Consider the following 19,126-nt stretch of genomic DNA (forward strand, 5'->3'; position numbering starts at 1 on the left):
CTCCGGTGTGCGTCAAGCGGTGAGGCGGAAGCCCCGGTAGCCGTTGTCGGCGATGTGCTGGCATACCTCGCGGTACACGCCGACACCACCGATGTAGGGCATGAACACCCGCGGTTTGCCCGGCACGTTCGCGCCCATGTACCAGGATGCCGCACGGGGGTAGAGGGTCGCGGCGGCGACCTCGCCCACGTGCCTGCCCCACTCCCGCTCCGCCTCGGCGACGGCCTCGCTGCGCCTGATCCCGTTGCGGCGCAGGTGGTCGAGGTGCTCGCCGATCCACTCCACGTGCTGTTCGATGGACACGATCATGTTGCTGAGCACCGACGGGCTGCCCGGCCCGGTGATGGTGAACATGTTCGGGAATCCCGCACAGGCCACGCCGAGGTAGGTCTGCGGTCCGGCGGCCCACTTGTCCGTCAGCCGCTGCCCGCCGACGCCTCGGATGTCGATGCCGAACAGCGGCCCGGTCATCGCGTCGTAGCCGGTGGCGAACACGATGATGTCGAACTCGAACTCCCGGTCGCCGACCCGCAGCCCACCGGGTGTGATCGCCGAGATCGGCTCGTGGCGGATGTCGACCAGCGAGACGTTCTCGCGGTTGTACGTGGCGTAGTAATCGGTGTCGACGCACAGCCGCTTGGTGCCGATGGGGTAGTCCTGCGGGCACAGCAACTCGGCGGTGTGGGGATCGTCGACGATCTCCCGGATCTTCTCGCGCACGTAGCTCGCGGTGAGCTCGTTGGCCGCCGGGTCGCGCAGCGTGTCTTGGTACGCCGTGCAGAAGGTGACCCCGCCGATGCCCCAGCGCCGGTCCAGCTCGGCTCGCAGCTCTTCGGCGGGCACGTCGACGGCGTTGCGCTCCAGGCGTTCGGAGAGGATCCCGGTCTGCGACGTCCGGGCCTGGGCTCGAAGCCGCGAGTAGTCGGCCTTGACCCGGCGCTGCTCCTCGGGGCTCAGCGGGTGGTTGTTGGCCGGAACGCTGAACTGCGCGGTCCGCTGGAACACGGTGACCTGCGCCGCCTGCCTCGCGATGACCGGGATCGCCTGGATCGCCGAGGAACCGGTGCCGATCACCGCCACCCGCTTGTCGGTGAAGGCCACGTCCTCGTGCGGCCAGCGGCCGGTGTGGTACGACTCGCCCCGGAAGGTGTTGATACCGGGGAAGTTGGGCGTCTGGGCGGCCGACAGGCAGCCGACCGCGGTGATCAGGAACCGCGCGGTGAGCTCGGCGTCGTCGGTGCGCACCTGCCACCGGTCGGTCTGCTCGTGGTAGCTGGCGGCGCGGATGTCGGTTTCGAAGGAGATGTCGCGCCGCAGGTCGAAGCGGTCCGCGACGTGGCGGGCGTAGCGCAGGATCTCCGGCTGCGACGGGTAGCGCTCGGTCCACTGCCAGTCCTGCTGCAACTCCTCGGAGAACGAGTAGCAGTAGTAGAGGCTTTCGACGTCGCAGCGGGCGCCGGGGTAGCGGTTCCAGTACCAGGTGCCGCCGACGTCCGTGCCGCGTTCGAAGACGTGCGCCCGGAATCCCTTGTCGCGCAACGTCTTGAGCATGTACATACCGGCGAATCCGGCTCCGATTATGATCGCGTCGTAGTGCGGGCTGTCCCCGTTCATCAGGCAGCACTCCCTGGACTTCGACTGTGCGGGACTTCGCTGGGCTGGATCCAGCCGGGGCTGGATCTCGAATCGCGCGGGCTCGTCGTCGCGTGCGTGGTCGGGGCGTTCGGGGTAACTGATCGATCGCTAAGTTGAGCTTGCAACGGAACGATCACGGCCGCAAGGGTGATCGCGGGTCGCCGATCCCGGTCGACCGCCGAAGTTGCGGCACCGGAATGTCGGATCGGGTCCGTCATCACGGCGTCAGGAAAGACTTGCGTGGCGTCAAGGCCGCGGCAATGGCGCGTTTCTGCTGGCCGAGCGGGCGTGTACTTGGTGCATGAGGAATGCGCAGGGGCAGGTCATGCCCGGCGGCTTCGGGTTCCCACTGGGATTCGCGGGTGGGTTCGTGATCGTGGTGGCCACCGCCGCGCTGGACGACGCGACTCGCCCGGTGGTGGCCGTGGTCGCACTGGCGGTACTCGTGGCGGTGCTCTCGGCGCTGACCACTTGGCCCGCTGCCGCGGCGACCGCGGTGGCGTGCTGGGCGCTGTACGCCAGCTTCGCGGTCGGAGCCCGTGGCGACCTGGCCCTCGACCGAGCCGCCGCCGTCGGGTTCGGCGTCCTCCTGCTCGCGGCGGCGGTTGGGGTGGCGGCGGGCGCGGTGTTCCGCGCGGTCCGACGCTCGGCGATGGCGGCGACCACGCCCCCGGTGCCCGTGCAGCGCGGCAGCTCACCACCGGTCCGGGAGAAGATCACCCGCTAGGCCCGGTTCAGAATTGCTCGATGATGGTTTAGCGTGGGCGCATTCGGGGCCCGCCGCGGTGCCGATGGTGTGCCGGGAAGTCTGGTCGGCGTGACGCAACCGTGCTCGGAAAGGGCTTCGTCATGTCGGCAGCGCTGTTCGGCGCCACGGTCCGCCGCCCGTTCGGCGCGGACTTGCTCACCACTGATCGCAACGTCGTCCACGACCCGGCGCACGCGGGCTTGGAGAGGACTCGGTGAGCATGCAGAACGCGGCCGCCAAGACCGCCGTGGGACCGATGGTCATCGTCGCCGTCGAGCAGTACGAGGAAGTCCCGCTGGTGCGCGACAAGCTGGCCTACCGGCTGCTGCCCGGCGCCGTGAAACCGATCATCGCGCTGACCCGGTGGCAGCCGGTGCGTCGGATGGTGATCAACGGCTCGGAGCGGAAGCTGCCCGGCGTGTGGGCGAGCATGCTGTGCCGCAAGCGCTACATCGACGACGGGCTGCGCGATGCCGTCGAAGCCGGTGTCGACGCGGTGGTGATCCTCGGTGCCGGGTTGGACACCCGCGCCTACCGCCTGCCGTACCTGGCCAACACACCGGTCTACGAGCTCGACCAGCCCGCGAGCATCAGCTACAAGCGCGCCGTGGTGCAGCGGTTGTACGGCCGGGTTCCGGCGCACGTGACGCTGGTGCCCATCGACTTCGAAACCCGGGACCTCGGCGAGGTGCTCGCCGGTAACGGCCTCGCCGGGCAGCGGATCGCCTTCGTCTGGGAGGCCGTCAGCCAGTACCTGACCGAGGCGGCGGTCCGCCGGATGTTCGAGTCGCTGTCCGCGGCCGCATCCGGCAGCCGCCTCCTGTTCACCTACGTCCGCAAGGACTTCCTGGACGGCACCGCGTTCTACGGTGCCGAGGACGCGTACCGGGACTTCGTCGTCCAGCAGCGGTTGTGGCGCTTCGGGTTCGATCCGCAGCGGCTGGCCGACTTCCTCGACGAATACGGTTGGCGTGAGCTGGACCAGGCGGGACCCCGCGAGTTCGCCGCCCGGTACCTCGCCCCGTACAGCCGTGAAATGACCGCGTCCGAAGTGGAACGCTCCGGCACCGCGGAGAAGCGCTGATCGGGTTCAGCCGCGGAGCTTCGGCGCGTTTTCGGCGGTCTTGCCCGGATTGCGTTCGACGACCGGGGCGAGGATCTCCTCCATCCGCCCCAGCAGCTCCGCGTCCAACTTCACGCCCGATGCCGCGACGTTCTCGGTGATCTGCTCGGGCCGGGACGCGCCGATGATGGCGGCGGAGACGTTGCCGTTCTGCAGCACCCAGGCCACCGCCAGCTGCGCCAGCGACAGGCCAGCCTGGTCGGCCAGCGGCTTGAGCTGCTGCACCCGTTCCAGCACGTCGTCGCGGAGGAAGCGGGCGACGAAGCCCGAGCCCCGCTCGTCGGTGGCGCGGGAACCGGCTGGCGGGGCCGCGCCGAGCTGGTACTTGCCGGTGAGCACGCCCTGCGCGATGGGCGAGAACACGACCTGGCCGATGCCCAACTCCTCCGAGGTCGGCACCACCTCTTCCTCGATAACCCGCCACAGCGCCGAATACTGCGGCTGGTTGGACACCAGCGGCACGTGCAGCTCGCGGGCCAGCGCGTGCCCGGCGCGGATCTGCTCGGCGGTCCACTCGGACACCCCGATGTAGTGCGCCTTGCCGGAGTGCACCACGTCGGCGAACGCCGCCATGGTCTCCTCCAGCGGGGTGGCCGTGTCGTAGCGGTGCGCCTGGTAGAGATCGACGTAGTCGGTCTGCAGGCGGCGCAGCGAGGCGTCGATGGACGCCATGATGTGCTTGCGGCTGAGGCCCAGGTCGTTGCGGCCGGGCCCGGTGGGGAAGTACACCTTGGTGAAGATCTCCAGGCCCTCGCGGCGCTCGCCCCGCAGCGCGCGACCCAGCACGGCTTCGGCGCGGCCTTCGGCGTAGACGTCGGCGGTGTCGAAGGTGGTGATCCCGGCGTCCAGCGCGGCGCGGATGCACGCGGCGGCCGTGTCCTCCTCGATCTGCGATCCGTGGGTGATCCAGTTGCCGTAGGCGATCTCGCTGATGATCATGCCGCTGCGGCCGAGATGGCGGAATTCCATGACGTCCCTTCGTCGAGGCAACGATCTCGAACTTACCCGCTCCAGCCGGGCCCGGGACCCGGCAGCTTGATCATCGCAGCGGCCCGTTCGCGTCGCGGCCCGCGCGTTCGGCCGATCGGCGCTGGTCGCAGGGGGTGCGGTCCGATCGGAGTCGCGGCCTGTCGGAATGGTGAAGATCGGGTCGCGCACCAAGATTTTCCTTGCGCAACCGGCGAACATCCGCCAGTGTGTCCGTCGCACGTCGCGGACGGGGCACCGCCCCGGCCGACGTGTGGCCTGGCGGGACAACGGGGTCTTGCCAGGCGTCGGGGAATCGGGGCGGGCGCCCGCAGCGCTCGGCTCGGCAGGATCGAAAGGTTCGACGTGGGCTACGACCGGCAGCAACAACCACCTCGACTTGGCCGGGAGACACCCCGGACCGCCTGGGACCGAGCCGGCACGACGCGTCTGCTGCTGAAAGCCGCCTGGCTGGAGCTCGCGGCACTGCTGCGCTGACGTGCGGGTGCGCTGACGTGCGGGTGCGCCAGGCAACGCCGCCTGGCGCACCGGTCAAGCGTCCTTGGTGACCACCCGGGCGACGGTGGCCGACAGGCCGATGAGCAGGTAGCAACCCGCGCGCAGCAGGCCGGTGGTCAGGGTGTCGCCGCTGATCGGGTCGCGCAGCACGTCCAGCACGGCCGACCAGTCGGTGGTGATCAGCACCGGGTGCAGCCAGTCCAAGGCCGGGATCGTGCCGAGGACCCCGAAGACGATCAGGCCGCCCATGGTGGCGGCCATGACCACCAGCGGGTGCTCGGTCAGCGAGGAGATCGCCAGCGCGACCGCTCCGACGGCGGCCATCTGCACCGCCGACCACGCGGCCGCCAGCGCCACCCGGCCCAGCGCCGGGCCGATCGACAACGTGGTGCCCGACAGCGTGACCAGACCGTCGCCACCAACGATGATCAGTCCGGTGAGCACCCCGCTCACAGCGACGACGACCACTGCCAGCACCGCCAGCACCAGCACGCCGAACGCTTTGACACCGACCAGCCGCACCCGGCCGACCGGCGCGAGCAGCAGGCCGCGCAGCGTGCCGTGCGCCGACTCGCCCGCCAACGCGTCCGCCGCGACCATCGCCACCACCAGCGGCAGCAGCAACGACTGCGCGAGCACCAGCGCCGCGACCGGCAGCACCAGCCCGTTGCCCGCCACCGCGGCGAGCGCTGGTGGGCCACCACTGCCACCGGGACCACCCGTGACGGCGATCGCGGTGCCGAGCAGCACCGGCAGGCCGGCCAGCATCAGCAGGGCGAGCAGGTTGCGCGGTCGCCGCAGCACCCACCGGAGTTCGGCGAGCAGCACCCGACCCAGCGGAGCGGACGTCCGCACTGGCGCCACGGGTGCGGCGGTGTCGATCGCGGTCACGACTCCTCCTCGGTCAGTCGGGCGAAGAGGTCCTCCAGGCCGGTTCGGGTCCGCCGCGCCTCCCGCACCGGGACACCCGCGTGCACGAGCATCGCGACGACCTCCGAGGAATCCACCTCGGAGAGGTCGACGCGAACCGATTCGCCGACGTCCTGCGCCGCCACGCCCTTGTCCTGCAAGGTTGCGATGGCACCGGAGCGGTCCGGGGTGGACACCAGCAGGTGCGGCGCGCCGGACTCCAGCATGGTCGCGAGTTCGCCCTGCGCGACCAGCGAACCGCGGTGCAGCACCGCGACGTGCGTGCAGGTGGCCTCGATCTCGGCGAGCAGGTGGGAGGAAACCAGCACGGTGGTCCCCGCCGCGTGCAGCTCCGCGATGATCCGGCGGATCTCCCGGGTGCCCGCCGGGTCCAGGCCGTTGGTCGGCTCGTCGAGCACCACCAGCTCGCGGGGCACCAGCAGGGCCGCGGCCAGCCCCAACCGCTGCTTCATGCCCAGCGAATAACCCCGGTACTTCCGGCCCCCGGCGGCGCTCAACCCGACCCGGTGCAGGGCTTGCTCGACGACCTCGCGGATTTCCGGGCCGCGCAGCGCCGGTTCCATCGCCGCGCACCGCAGCAGGTTCTCCCGGCCGGAGAGGAACGGGTGGAAACCCGGTCCCTCGACCAGCGCACCCACCCGCGGCAGCACCCGACCGCTGTGTTCGGGCAGCCGGTGGCCCAGCAACTCGACGGTTCCCGAAGTCGGGGCGGTGAGGCCGAGCAGCATCCGGATCGTGGTCGTCTTGCCCGAACCGTTGGGCCCGAGCACGCCGACCACCGCGCCGCGCGGCACCGCGAGATCGACCCCGGCAACCGCGACGGTCTGGCCGTAGGTCTTGCGCAGCCCGGTGGTGCGCGCGGCGACCCCGCCCGCGGCGGGGGCGGCCGTGGCCGCCCCCGCCGCTTCGACCGCGTTGGTCATCACGCGTTCCCGAGCGCGGCGGTGAGCACCTGCTCGGGCACCGCGCCGACCGCGACGCGACCGTCGGAGGTCAGCAGGGCGTTGCCCGCCTTGGTGCCGATGACCCACCCGTTGCCCCACGGTCCGCTGATCGGCTTGCCGATCCGCTCCGCGATCTGGCGCGGGTCCTGGCCGTCCCGTTGCTGCGGCAGCCGAGCCACCAGGACGGAATCCCAGCCGTCGCCGACCACCTGGAGCTCGCCGTTGGCGGGCCGCTGCTGCGGCGCGTGCTCGGCCTTGCCGTCCTGCACCTGCGCACCCGCCGGTGGGGTGAACTGGAAGAGCGCCGGGTCCGGGGCGGTCAGGTCGAGGTCGGTGAAGCCCACCTGAACCGCCGGATCGTCGGAACCGTTGGTGTGCACCGAGAGTTCCAGCGGAATGCGCTTCTCGGCATCCACCGCCACCCGCACCTCGCGCAGCAGCGTGCGCTCGGTCGGCTTGGGGGTGAGGACCAGCTCGTACGCGTCGCGACCGGCGACGCTGGCCGTGCCGTCGACCTTGACGTCGCTGGTCTGCCGCAGCTCGTCGATGATGCCGCGGGCCGCCGCGGCGGGGTCCGGCGGCGCGCCGTGCCCGGCCGCCTCCGGCGAGTGCTCGTCGGTGCGGGTGACGGTCCGCCCGGTCGAGTCCCACCGCCAGACCGTCGAGCCGTCGTCGACCACGGTCATCTCGCCGCCCTGCGAGGGCACCGACACGCGGTGGCGACCCTGGCCGTCGGCCCACACCTGGAACTGGCTGGTGCCGTCGGCGAGCAGCTCGGAAGCTTGGCCCGCGCCGGGAATCGCGGGCAGACCCAGCGCGTTGTCCACCGCCACGGTGCCGGTCAGCGCCGGTGGGGCGGCCCGCATCACGGACTCGACCAACTGCTCCGGGGCGATCGCGGGCAATGCCGGGGCGGCCCCCGCACCCGCTGGCAGCGTGAGCATGGTCAGGCCCAGGACACCCGCCGCGGTCCCGGCGGTCGCCGCGAGCGCCACGTTCTTGCGTTTCATCCGATCCCTCCTGTCCGGTCCTGCGCCAAGAGTGTCGGAAGGTAGCTGAGATAACGCTGAGACCGAGCCGCTGGCTGAGAGCCTGCTCAGGCTTGGTGGTTCCGGGTGGATCTGAAATAGTTCACGCATTGACCAGTTGTTCGGGTGGAGGTGCGATGGCCGAGGATGCGCTGGATTTCTGGTCCTTCGTCGAACTGGCCAACCGCCGGTTGGCGGCCGAGTACGGGTTCCGCCACCAGCTGGCCACCGAGGTGCTGCTGACGCTCAACCGCGCGTCCAACATCGTCACCTACGACCTGGAGGCCGCGGTGCACCGGCCGCGCGGCCGGTCCTGGTCGGGGTTTCGGCTGCTGTTCGTCACCTGGCTGGCCGGGCCGCTGGAGGCCAAGAAGGCGGCCGAACTGACCGGGATGAGCCGGGCCGCGGTGTCGAACCTGACCAAGACGCTGGTCGCCGACGAGCTGATGGAGCGGACACCGGGGGAGCACGACGGCCGGTCGGTGCTGCTGTCGCTGACCGAACGCGGGCACCGGGAGATGGTCGAGGTGTTCCGGTCGCAGAACGAGCGGGAACACGAGTGGACCAGCGTGCTCACCGAGACCGAGCAGCGCATCCTGATCATGCTGCTGGACAAGCTGATCACCAACCGCGACCAGTTCGACATCCGAGGCCGCAACTGAACCGGTCGGGTGTTGCGCCCCACGCAGATGATTCATACATTTACTAAATAGACCAGGTAGCTGATTCGCGATCAACACTGCTCGACGAGTAGGAAGCGGGCGAGGTCATGGCTTACTACCGGCAGGTCGGCGACGTGCCGCCGAAGCGGCACACGCAGCACCGCGGGCCGGACGGCGGCCTGTACTACGAGGAACTGATGGGGGCGGAGGGCTTCGCCAGCGACTCGTCGCTGCTGTACCACCGCAACCTCCCCTCGGCGCTGGTGGACTCCACCGCGTGGGAGCTGCCCGAGCTGGGCACCGAGCCGAACCACCCGCTGCGACCGAGGCACCTGAAGCTGCACGATCTCTTCGGCGGCCAGGAGTGGAAGCGCCACGACGTGGTCACCGGCCGCCGACTGGTGCTGGGCAACGCCGACGTGCGGATCTCCTACGTGCTGGCGGGTGAGACTTCCCCGTTGTACCGCAACGGAATCGGCGATGAGTGCGTGTACGTGGAAGCCGGTTCGGGTGTCGTCGAGACGGTTTTCGGCGCGCTCGCGTTCCGGCCCGGCGACTACGTGATCCTGCCACGCGCCACCACGCACCGCTGGCTGCCGCAGGGCGACGAGCCGGTCCGGGCGTACTGCATCGAGGCCAACTCGCACATCACCCCGCCGCGCCGGTACCTGTCGAAGTTCGGGCAGTTCCTGGAGCATTCGCCGTACTGCGAGCGCGATCTGCACGGCCCCGCCGAACCGGTGCTGGCCGAGGGCACCGATGTCGAGGTGCTGGTCAAGCACCGCGGCAGCACCGGCATCGTGGGCACCCGGTTCGTGTACCCGCAGCACCCGTTCGACGTGGTCGGCTGGGGCGGCTGCCTCTACCCGTACACGTTCAACATCGCCGACTTCGAGCCGATCACCGGCCGCGTGCACCAGCCGCCACCGGTGCACCAGGTCTTCGAGGGCGGCAACTTCGTGGTGTGCAACTTCGTGCCGCGCAAGGTGGACTACCACCCGCTGTCCATCCCGGTGCCCTACTACCACTCCAATGTGGACTCCGACGAGGTGATGTTCTACTGCGGCGGGGACTACGAGGCGCGCAAGGGATCGGGAATCGGGCCGGGTTCGATCTCGCTGCATCCGGGCGGGCATTCGCACGGCCCGCAGCCCGGGGCTTACGAACGCAGCATCGGCGTGGACTTCTTCGACGAGCTCGCCGTCATGGTCGACACGTTCCGCCCGCTGGAGCTCGGCGAGGGCGGCCGGGCAGCCGAGGATCGCGGTTACGCCTGGACCTGGGCGGGACGCGGACCGCAGCGGTGAGGCGTTGATCGGGCTCGGCGGAGGAGGAGTCACTTCGTGACCGCGATCGACATCCCCGAACACTCGCTGTTCGGGCTGGCCAACCTCCCCTACGGCGTGTTCTCCACACCCGGTGCCGCGCCGCGGGTGGGAGTGCGCGTCGGCGAGTCCGTTGTGGACCTCGCGGTGGCGCTCGGCGACGAGGTCTTCGCACGGCCGAGCCTGAACCCGTTCATGGCCCAGGGATACGACCGGTGGGTGCGGGTGCGGCGGCAGATCACCGAGCTCGTCTCCGGCGACCTGCCCGATGCGGCGGTGCACCCGGTGGCCGAGGTGACCATGCACCTGCCGATCGATGTCGCCGACTACGTCGACTTCTACGCCTCCGAGCACCACGCGGCGAACCTCGGTCGGCTGTTCCGGCCGAACGCCGAGCCCCTGATGCCGAATTGGAAGCACCTGCCGGTCGGCTACCACGGGCGTAGTGGAACAGTTGTGGTGTCCGGAACGGACATCGTCCGGCCCTGCGGACAGCGCAAGGCCCCGGAGGACGCGGCCCCGACTTTCGGTCCGTGCCGTCGGCTGGACATCGAGGCGGAGCTCGGCTTCATCGTCGGCACCGGCTCCGAACTGGGCACGCCGGTCCCGGTCGCCGACTTCGCCAGCCGCGTGTTCGGTGTGGTGCTGGTCAACGACTGGTCCGCCCGGGACATCCAGTCGTGGGAGTACGTGCCGCTGGGACCGTTCTTGGGCAAGAGCTTCGCCACCTCGATCTCGGCGTGGGTGGTGCCGCTGCTGGCGCTGGCGGAAGCCCGCGTCCCGACCCCGCCCCAGGATCCGGAACCGCTGCCGTACCTGCGGGAGAGCGAACCGTGGGGGCTGGACATCGACCTCGCGGTGTCCTGGAACGGCCAAGTGGTTTCCCGCCCGCCGTACCGGGAGATGTACTGGTCTCCGGCGCAGATGCTGGCGCACCTGACGATCAACGGCGCCGCCACCCGCACCGGAGACCTCTACGCATCGGGCACCGTCTCGGGCCCGGAGAAGCACCAGCGCGGGGCGCTGATCGAACTGACCTGGGGCGGCACCCAGCCAATCCGGCTCGGCGCCGAGCCCCGCACCTTCCTCGAAGACGGCGACCACATCACCATCACGGCCACCGCCCCCGGCCCGAACGCCACCCGAATAGCCCTCGGCGACGTCTCCGCCAGGATCCTCCCCGCTCCACAATGGACAGCTGCGGGATGATGGGCGCTTCGCATGATTTGAGCCCTGATGCACCCTGATCCTGAGCAACTGCTTGGGCCTTGTGCTCTCAGCGCCTTCGTCGAGACGTGTGCCGTGGCCGTGTCGCGGTGGTTGAGCCGGGGGATTCGTCAGCGGTGGTTGCGGCGGATGCCGTCGAAGACGATCTGCACGAGCCTGCGTCCTTGCCTGACGCCGTCCTCGCCGGGGCTGACGCGCCACAGGAAGCCCATGAGCAGGAGGACATCGGCGGGGTCGAGGCCGTCGCGCACGCTGCCCTCGGCGACGCACGCGTCCAGGAGCTTGGTGACCGCCGCGATCACCGGGGCGTACGTCTCATCCAGCGCCTGCTGCAAGGGCGGATGCCCGGTGTGCCCCGGATCGGCCTCGAAGTCGTGGACGTCCGAGACATCGCCGACCTCCACATCCGCGCCATGCTCGCACCCGAGGCAGCCGGTGAGCGATTCCTCGGAACAGGGGAGTTCGTCTGGATGCGGGAGATCGCCGCGGCGCTGCGCACCGGACTCGGCGACGCCGCGGCACAGGTGCCGACGAGACAGCTTCCCGATTTCGTCGTCCGGGTCGCGTCGCTGGCGGATCGATCGTTGCGCCCGATCATGCCGGGGCTCGGTCGGCGCAACCGCCACAGCACGGACAAGGCGCGACGGATTCTCGGGTGGCAGCCGCGCCCGGCTGCCGACACCGTCATCGGCTGCGGGAGCAGCCTCGTGGAATGGGAACTGGCATGAACTTGGCTGAAGGGCACCTTTGACCGGGATAGTCGGTCGAAGGTGCCCTTCGGTCTTCACTCGATGGGTTAGTAGCGGAGGCCGAAGCCGTAGGGGAAGAGGGCTTGTTGGCCGTCGCCGTCGTTGATCGGCTGCTGGGCGACGCCGGTCATCCAGGTCATCGGCAGCGTGCCGGTCGGGTTGTAGTCGCCGAAGAGGACATCGGCCACCCCCGCGCCTTCGGTGCCCGGCAGCCAGGCGGCCACCAGCGCGTTCCACTGCGGCAGGTCCGCCGCGACGTCGAGCGGGCGCCCCGAGACGGTCACCACGATGACCGGGACGCCGGACTCCTTGAGCCGCGCGATGGTCGCCTTGTCCTCGTCATCCAGACCCATCCCCTCGGGCCGGTCCCCCTCGCCTTCGGCGTAGGGCGTCTCACCGACCACCGCGATCGCGGCGCGGTAGGTGTTGTCGATGCCGTTGCCGTTGCGCTCGTAGGTCACCTGCGTGTTGGGCGTCACCGCCTGCTGGATGCCTTGCAGGATGGTGGTTCCCGGCGTGATGGGCCCGCTGCTGCCCTGCCAGCTGATCGTCCAGCCGCCGCTCTGGTTGCCGATGTCGTCGGCGTTCTTGCCCGCGACGAAGATCTTGCCGCCGTCCTTGGCCATCGGGAGCACGTTGCCGTCGTTCTTCAGCAGCACCTGCGATTCGCGGACCGCTTCGCGGGCGATCGCGCGGTGCTCGGGGCTGCCGACGGTCGGCGTGAAGCTGCGGTCGGTGAAGGGCTGCTCGAACAGACCCAGCTCGAACTTCTTGGTCAGGATGCGCCGGTTGGCGTCGTCGATGCGCGACATCGGCACCCGACCGGCGTCGACCTCGGCGCGCAGCAGGTCCATGAACTGCTGGTAGTCGTAGGGCACCATGACCATGTCGATTCCGGCGTTGATCGCGCCGCGCACCTCGTCGGCGGTGAAGCCCTCTTGGCCGTCGACCTTGTCGATGCCCTGCCAGTCCGAGACGACGAAGCCGGTGAAGCCCAGTTCGCCCTTGAGCACGCCGTTGATCAGGTAGTCGTTGACGTGCATCTTGGCGTCGTTCCAGCTGCTGTAGGAGATCATCACCGAGCCGACGCCGCGGTCCAGGGCCGCTTGGAACGGCGGCAGGTGGATCGCGCGGAGCTCCTGCTCGCTGATCTGGGTGTTGCCCTGGTCGTCACCACCGGTCGTGCCGCCGTCGCCGACGTAGTGCTTCGCGGTGGCCAGCACGGATCCCGGGGCGTTCAGGCTGGCGCCCTGCAGTCCGTTGACGATGGAGGCCTGCGCCGAGGGGCGCTCCGGGGTTTCGCCGAAGGACTCGTAGGTGCGTCCCCACCGGTCGTTGCGCGCCACGCACAGGCACGGCGCGAAGTCCCAGTCGATGCCGGTACCCGCGACTTCTTCGGCGGTCGCGCGGCCGATGCGTTCGGTGAGTTCGGCATTGTTGGCGGCGCCGAGACCGATGTTGTGCGGGAAGATCGTCGCGCCCTGGACGTTGTTGTGCCCGTGCACCGCGTCGACGCCGTAGATGATCGGAATGCCGAGCGGGGTGGCGATGGCCGCTTGCTGGTAGGCGTCGTACATGTCGGCCCAGGCTTCCGCCGTGTTCGGCGACGGCGCCGAGCCGCCGCCGCTGAGGATCGACCCGACGCCGCTGCTGGCCGCCGCGTTCGGGTCGGCGGCTTCCCGTTCGGCCTGGGTCATCTGGCCTATCTTGTCCTGCAACGACATTCGTGCCATCAGATCGTCGACCCGGTCGGCCACCGGTAGCGAGGCGTCGCGGTAGTCAGTTGGCGCGGCGGCCAAGGCAGGGGTGACCGCGGCGGCGGTGCAGGCCACGGCGGCGAGCACCAGCCCGGTCCGAGTTCTGGTCGTGCCCGGTAACCAACGGGTCATGCTGGACTCCTCTGCATTCGGGGATTCCTCCGCGTTCGGGGTGGAATTGCGTGCAAAAGCCAGAAGTCGGCACTGAAGCGGGTTTACGCTGCCGTCGGGCGAGGAACGTCCGATGGGTGGATCAGGCGCGTGATCCACCCACCGGACGAATATGTTGCAGGACGCAACATACCACCCGATCATGTTTCCGGAAGATGTCCTACATCGATCAAGTTCGGCAACTGCATCGATCAGGTGAACTTCTCGACTTGCGGTGTGGTGTCATATGTTGTCTGCCGCAACGTTTGCGTTGCTCAGTTCGATTCAGGAGTGGGGAAGGCTTCTCGATGGGGAGAACGCCCGCAGCGCTGATCGCGATGGCCTGCAGCATCGGGCTGTTGCTGGCGGCCTGCGGGAACAACAGCCCGCGGCAGCCGGACGGCGCGGCGGTCACGCCCCCGGCCGACGCCGCGCCGCGGGTCGGCGTGATCCTGCCGGAGACCGCGACTTCCGCGCGCTGGGCCCACTTCGACCAGCCCATGCTGCAGGCGGCGCTGCGCCAGGAAGGACTCACGCCGATCATCCAGAACGCGCAGGGCGATGCGCAGAAGTTCGCCCAGATCGCCGACAGCATGCTCAGCCAACGGGTGCGGGTGCTGATCATCGCGGCGCCCAGCGGCGACGTCGGGGCCACTGTTGAGCGGAAGGCCGAGGAGCAGGGCGTGCCGGTGATCGACTACGACCGGCTCAGCGTCGGCGGCAGCGCCGACTACTACGTCAGCTTCGACCACGAGATGGTCGGCGAACTGCAGGCGCAGGCGCTCGCCGCCGCGCTGCGCGACAAGCCCGGCGCGCAGGTGATCGAGATCGGCGGATCCTCGACCGACCACAACGCCGAACTGGTGCACCGCGGCCAGTCCGAGGCGCTCGGCCCCCGTTACGCCGCGGGCGACCTGCGGCTGGTGAGCAGCCGGTTCGTCGACGGCTGGGACAACCAGGCCGGCGGCCAGGCCTTCGAGCAACTGCTCACCGCCAACGGCGGCCGGGTGGACGGCGTCCTGGCCGCCAACGACGGTCTGGCCGCTGCGGTGATCACGGTGCTGCAGAAGTACGGTCTCGCGGGCGCGGTTCCGGTCACCGGCCAGGACATGACCGTCGACGGCCTGCGCGCCCTCCTGCAGGGTTACCAGTCGTCGACGGTTTTCAAGCCGATCAGGCAGGAGGCCGGCGCCGCGGCGAAGCTGGCCGCCGCCCTGGTGCGCGGTGATGTCGCGGCGGCCGACGCCCTGGCGCACCAGCGAATTCGCGATCCGGTGGCCGGACGCGAGATCAAGTCGGTGCTGCTGGCACCGCAGCTGATCACGCGGGACAACATCAAGACAGTGCTCGGCCCCGGCCACGTCCGAGCCGAGGAGATCTGCGGCGGCGAGCTGGCGGGCGCGTGCCGAGCGCTCGGCATCGCCTGACCCTGCCGTCGCAAAGGGGCGTTCCAAGGGAGGTCACGGTGCACGAACCGATCCTGGCGCTGCGCCGGGTCAGCAAGAGCTTCGGCCCGGTCCGGGCCCTGCGAGACGTCGACTTCGCGGTGCGAGCCGGTGAGGTCACCGCGCTCATCGGCGACAACGGTGCCGGAAAGTCCACATTGGTCAAGTGCATCGCCGGGATGCACCGCATCGACGGCGGCGAGATGGTGTTCGAGGGCCGCCCGGTGCACATCCAGCGGCCGCGCGACGCGGCGGCGCTGGGCATCGAGATCGTCTACCAGGACCTCGCGCTGTGCGACAACCTCGACGTCGTGCAGAACATGTTCCTCGGTAGGGAGCAGGGACCCGCGCTGCTGCTGGGCGAGGCCGAGATGGAGTTGGCCGCGCGGCGCACGCTGCGCTCGCTCTCGGTGCGCACGGTCGGATCGGTGCGCACCAAGGTCGGGTCGCTCTCCGGTGGTCAACGGCAGACCGTGGCCATCGCCAAAGCCGTGCTGTGGAACAGCAAGGTGGTCATCCTCGACGAACCCACCGCGGCGCTGGGCGTCGCGCAGACCAGACAGGTGCTCGACCTCGTGCGGCGGCTGGCCGAACAGGGCCTCGGCGTGGTGCTGATCAGCCACAACATGGCCGACGTGTTCGAGGTCGCCGACCGCATCGCCACCCTCTACCTGGGACGGATGGCCGCCGAACTGCCCGTCCGCGAGTTGACCCACGGTCAGGTCGTCGAGCTGATGACCGCCGGACGCTCCGGCGATCTCGGCTTGGCCCGGCCCGACGTCGCAGCAGTCTGACGAGATCCGAGGACCGCCCATGACCAACAGCCAGACCGGTGCGGCAGAACGGGAGCTCGCCCGGATCGCCGACTTCGGCATCGACACCACCTCCCGCGCCACCGGCGAAGCCCTGCGCGACTACGTCGGAAAACTCCGGCGCGGCGACCTCGGCGCACTGCCCGCGCTGGTGACGCTGGCCGTGCTGCTGGTGCTGTTCACCGCGCTGTCCGACGACTTCCTCACCCTCAACAACCTCGCCAACCTGCTGCACCAGGGCGCCGGGCAGACCATCATCGCGATGGGCATCGTCTACGTGCTGCTGATCGGCGAGATAGACCTGTCCGCCGGAACGGCCTCCGGGGTCGCCGCATCGGTGCTCGCGCTGCACTTCCAGAACGACGGGAACCTGCTCGGCGCGATGGGCGGCTCGGTCTTCTACGCCTTCGTGCTGGGGCTCGCGGTGGCCGCGCTGCTGGCGATGCTGCTGCGGATCTGGCTCGGCGCAGCGCTTTCCGCCCTGGCGCTGGTGCTCGTGGTGGCCGGGGTGGCCGCGAACCCGTGGCTGGAAATGCTCCTGGCGGTGTGCGTCGGCGCGGCGATCGGATGCTTGACCGGGTTCGCGGTTTCCAAGGTCCGGATCCCGTCGTTCATCGTCACGCTGGGACTGTTCATCACCTGGTCCGGCGTGGTGCTGCAGCTGGTCGGTCCGGGCGGCACCATCTCGATCCGGCAGAGCCCGGAGCTGTTCGCCGTCGCCAACGGCAGTCTGGGCGTCGCCGGGAGCTGGGTGTTGTTCCTGGTGGTCGGCGCGGGATACGCCGCAGTGGTGGTCTACCGGCACCTGACCAGGCTGCGGCACGGGCTCGTCGCGCAGCCGACCCTGCTGGTCGCCACCAAGGTGGCTGCGGTGCTCGGCTGCGGTGGTCTCGCGACGTACCTGCTGACGCTCAACCGCTCACCGCACCCGGAGTTGGCGTCGATCCGCGGCGTGCCCTACGTGGTGCCGATCATCCTGGTGCTGCTGATCGTCGGCACGTTCGTGCTGGACCGCACCCGGTACGGCCGACACGTCTACGCCGTGGGCAACAACCGGGACGCCGCGCACCGCGCCGGGGTGAACGTGGCCAAGATCCGGATGAGCGCTTTCATCATCTGCTCCTCGGTCGCCGCGCTCGGCGCCATCGTCTACACCTCCAAGGTCGGCTCGGTGGACGGCAGTGCGGGCAACGGCAACGTGGTGCTGTTCGCGGTCGGCGCCGCGGTCATTGGCGGCGCCTCGCTGTTCGGCGGGAAGGGGCGGATGCACGACGCGATCCTCGGCGGCGCGGTGCTCGCCACCGTCCAGAACGGACTGACCATGCTCGGGTTCCAGGCGGCACCGGTGAACATCATCACCGGATTGGTCCTGGTGGCCGCCGCCGGGGTGGACACGCTGTCCCGGCGGCGGGCTACGGCGCGGCATGAGACCTGAACCGGACGACGCGCGAGGAGCACGTTGAGCAGCGGAAGCGGCCACTGTGCTACAGCTTTTCCCAGAGGGGAAGCCGGGAGCAGGCGGAGGATGCGGCCGAATTGAGTACCACACCAACCGCGGGAGCGCGGCCCGATGAAGTGCGCCAGCACAACCGGGCGGTGCTGCTGCGTCGGCTGCACATCGGCGGGCCCTGCACCAGGGCCGCGCTGGCGACCGAGATGGGGCTCAACCGAAGCACCATCAAGGCGCTCGTCGACGAGCTGGTCAAGGACGGCCTCGTCGTCGAGCGGGTGCCCGCCCAGCGCAGCGGTGCCGGTCGCCCGTCGCTGCTGGTGCTCCCGCAGCCGCATGCCGCGGTGACGTTGGCGGTGGACATCCGGGTCGAGCAGGTCTCGATGGCGCTCATCGGACTCGGTGGCGAGATCCTCAACCGGTGCAGCTGGAGCTTGCGACCGGCCACCCGGAACCCGCGCGAGGTCTTCACCAAGATCGTCGACAACAGCGCGGTGCTCATCGAGGAGGCGAACGTCGACGTCGTGGCGATCGGGGCGTCGGCCCCCGGTGTGGTGCGGCGGGCGGACGGGATGGTGCGCGAAGCGCCGAACCTGCACTGGACCGACGTGCCGCTGGGGGATTGGCTGTCCAAGGCGCTGGGCGGTCGCCGGGTGGAGGTCGGCAACGACGCGGAACTCAGCGTGCTCGCCGAGCACCTGCGCGGCGCGGCGCGCGGCGCGACCGACGCGGTGTTCGTCGGGGCCGATGTGGGCGTCGGCGGTGGGGTGATCTCCGGCGGCATGCCGTTGCGGGGCAGCGGCGGGTACGTCGGGGAGCTCGGGCACATGGTGGTGCGCCCGGACGGGCTCGAATGTTATTGCGGCAGCAGGGGATGTTGGGAGACCGAGGTCGGGGAGCGGGCGCTGAGCCGGGCGCTGGACCTGCCGGAGGATTCGCCGCGCGGCGTCATCGTCGCCGAATTGCACGCGCTGGCGCAGAACCCGGACGAGGTGATGCAGCGGTTGGGCGATTTCGGCGAGTCGTTGACCATCGGACTGTGCAATGTGGTCAACCTGCTGTGCCCGCAACTGGTGGTGCTCGGTGATCTGTTCACCGCGCTGCCGGGCACGTTGATCGAGCACGTCGGCAAGGTGGTGTCCGAACGCAGTCTGGTCAGCCGCGCCATGGGGGGCACCAAGTTGGTGCCGTCCTCGCTCGGCGGTGACGGCAAGCTGCTCGGCGCCGCGGAGCTCGCCTTCGAGCAGGTGCTTGCCAGCGGCTGAGCCGATCGGCGCAATCCGTTGCCCTGACGGTGCGGGTGGCAAGTTGCGATGCGGTTACGCCGATGGGGCTGAATCAATCCAGAGATCTTCTCCGCGGGCAGTCCCGGTGATAAGTTGCTGCGGACAACATATTGGGCCGGGTGGCGCGCCCCGGCCTCGCGCACCTTCGCGTCGTTCACCGTGGGCGGATCGCGTTAGCCACCGCTCCTGCCGAAAGTAGGGATCACTGTGTTCAGTGAGAGATGGGCCAGTGCCCAGGTGTTGGCCCAGGGTCAGCTTCTCGATGCCAATGCTGTGGATTATGGGTTGTTGGCGTTGTATTTCGTTTTTGTGTTGGGTATTGGGTATGTGGCGCGGCGTGCGGTGTCGACGAGTTTGGATTTTTTCCTGT

Annotated in this window: 17 protein-coding genes; 10 read left to right on the forward strand and 7 right to left on the reverse strand. The window is 69.6% G+C overall.

Translation table 11 applies throughout. From position 1 onward, the window contains the following. Positions 1-12: 12 nt before the first annotated feature. A complete protein-coding gene (locus ACTWQN_RS33080) occupies positions 13-1,614 on the reverse strand; it encodes a flavin-containing monooxygenase (protein ID WP_443207570.1) in 1,602 nt (533 codons plus the stop codon). A gap of 322 nt (positions 1,615-1,936) precedes the next feature. On the opposite strand from ACTWQN_RS33080, the gene ACTWQN_RS33085 reads away from it, so the two are divergent. Beyond that, on the forward strand, positions 1,937-2,362 hold the full coding sequence (locus ACTWQN_RS33085) for a hypothetical protein (RefSeq protein WP_443207571.1): 426 nt from the start codon (positions 1,937-1,939) through the stop codon (positions 2,360-2,362). A gap of 241 nt (positions 2,363-2,603) precedes the next feature. Continuing rightward, positions 2,604-3,467, forward strand: a complete 864-nt coding sequence (locus ACTWQN_RS33090; protein ID WP_443207590.1) for an SAM-dependent methyltransferase — start codon at positions 2,604-2,606, stop codon at positions 3,465-3,467. 6 nt (positions 3,468-3,473) lie between these two features. Here the strand turns inward: ACTWQN_RS33090 and ACTWQN_RS33095 are convergent, their stop codons facing one another. From ACTWQN_RS33095 to ACTWQN_RS33110, 4 genes are all read right to left on the reverse strand, one after another. Further along, positions 3,474-4,475: an aldo/keto reductase family protein gene (locus ACTWQN_RS33095; RefSeq protein WP_443207572.1), complete on the reverse strand. Its 1,002-nt coding sequence runs from the start codon at positions 4,473-4,475 to the stop codon at positions 3,474-3,476. A gap of 549 nt (positions 4,476-5,024) precedes the next feature. Beyond that, positions 5,025-5,882 carry an ABC transporter permease gene (locus ACTWQN_RS33100; protein WP_443207573.1) on the reverse strand — a complete coding sequence of 286 codons (858 nt, stop codon included), beginning with the start codon at positions 5,880-5,882 and terminating at the stop codon, positions 5,025-5,027. Then, entirely contained in the window at positions 5,879-6,844 is a 966-nt protein-coding gene (locus tag ACTWQN_RS33105) for an ABC transporter ATP-binding protein (RefSeq protein ID WP_443207574.1), read from the reverse strand. The genes ACTWQN_RS33100 and ACTWQN_RS33105 overlap by 4 nt, the downstream gene beginning before the upstream one ends. Continuing rightward, complete coding sequence (locus tag ACTWQN_RS33110) at positions 6,844-7,875, reverse strand: LolA family protein (protein ID WP_443207575.1); 1,032 nt, start codon at positions 7,873-7,875, stop codon at positions 6,844-6,846. The genes ACTWQN_RS33105 and ACTWQN_RS33110 overlap by 1 nt, the downstream gene beginning before the upstream one ends. Before the next feature lie 155 nt (positions 7,876-8,030). On the opposite strand from ACTWQN_RS33110, the gene ACTWQN_RS33115 reads away from it, so the two are divergent. The 3 genes from ACTWQN_RS33115 (at position 8,031) to fahA (ending at position 11,089) form a co-directional block, all read left to right on the forward strand. Next, positions 8,031-8,555, forward strand: a complete 525-nt coding sequence (locus ACTWQN_RS33115; protein WP_443207576.1) for a MarR family winged helix-turn-helix transcriptional regulator — start codon at positions 8,031-8,033, stop codon at positions 8,553-8,555. Between the two features lie 107 nt (positions 8,556-8,662). Beyond that, on the forward strand, positions 8,663-9,862 hold the full coding sequence (locus tag ACTWQN_RS33120) for a homogentisate 1,2-dioxygenase (protein WP_443207577.1): 1,200 nt from the start codon (positions 8,663-8,665) through the stop codon (positions 9,860-9,862). 36 nt (positions 9,863-9,898) lie between these two features. Next, positions 9,899-11,089, forward strand: a complete 1,191-nt coding sequence (gene fahA / locus ACTWQN_RS33125; protein WP_443207578.1) for a fumarylacetoacetase — start codon at positions 9,899-9,901, stop codon at positions 11,087-11,089. Positions 11,090-11,217: 128 nt separating this feature from the next. Here fahA and ACTWQN_RS33130 read toward each other — a convergent pair whose 3' ends face one another. Next, the gene (locus ACTWQN_RS33130; RefSeq protein WP_443207579.1) at positions 11,218-11,511 is read right to left on the reverse strand and encodes an SbtR family transcriptional regulator; all 294 of its coding nucleotides are present in this window, start codon (positions 11,509-11,511) and stop codon (positions 11,218-11,220) included. 9 nt (positions 11,512-11,520) lie between these two features. On the opposite strand from ACTWQN_RS33130, the gene ACTWQN_RS33135 reads away from it, so the two are divergent. Next, complete coding sequence (locus ACTWQN_RS33135) at positions 11,521-11,835, forward strand: NAD-dependent epimerase/dehydratase family protein (protein WP_443207580.1); 315 nt, start codon at positions 11,521-11,523, stop codon at positions 11,833-11,835. Positions 11,836-11,903: 68 nt separating this feature from the next. Here the strand turns inward: ACTWQN_RS33135 and ACTWQN_RS33140 are convergent, their stop codons facing one another. After that, positions 11,904-13,745: a glycoside hydrolase family 3 protein gene (locus ACTWQN_RS33140; protein WP_443207581.1), complete on the reverse strand. Its 1,842-nt coding sequence runs from the start codon at positions 13,743-13,745 to the stop codon at positions 11,904-11,906. A gap of 326 nt (positions 13,746-14,071) precedes the next feature. Between ACTWQN_RS33140 and ACTWQN_RS33145 the strand changes: the two genes are divergently transcribed. The 4 genes from ACTWQN_RS33145 (at position 14,072) to ACTWQN_RS33160 (ending at position 18,735) form a co-directional block, all read left to right on the forward strand. Next, a complete protein-coding gene (locus tag ACTWQN_RS33145; protein ID WP_443207582.1) occupies positions 14,072-15,190 on the forward strand; it encodes a sugar ABC transporter substrate-binding protein in 1,119 nt (372 codons plus the stop codon). 38 nt (positions 15,191-15,228) lie between these two features. Then, complete coding sequence (locus ACTWQN_RS33150; RefSeq protein WP_443207583.1) at positions 15,229-16,002, forward strand: ATP-binding cassette domain-containing protein; 774 nt, start codon at positions 15,229-15,231, stop codon at positions 16,000-16,002. A gap of 19 nt (positions 16,003-16,021) precedes the next feature. After that, positions 16,022-17,455, forward strand: coding sequence for a sugar ABC transporter permease (locus ACTWQN_RS33155; protein ID WP_443207584.1), 1,434 nt, complete (start codon positions 16,022-16,024; stop codon positions 17,453-17,455). A gap of 101 nt (positions 17,456-17,556) precedes the next feature. Then, on the forward strand, positions 17,557-18,735 hold the full coding sequence (locus ACTWQN_RS33160) for an ROK family protein (protein WP_443207585.1): 1,179 nt from the start codon (positions 17,557-17,559) through the stop codon (positions 18,733-18,735). Positions 18,736-19,126: the final 391 nt, after the last annotated feature.

The sequence above is a fragment of the Saccharopolyspora antiqui genome, from assembly GCF_052246905.1.
In the GTDB taxonomy this organism is placed as follows: Bacteria; Actinomycetota; Actinomycetes; order Mycobacteriales; family Pseudonocardiaceae; genus Saccharopolyspora.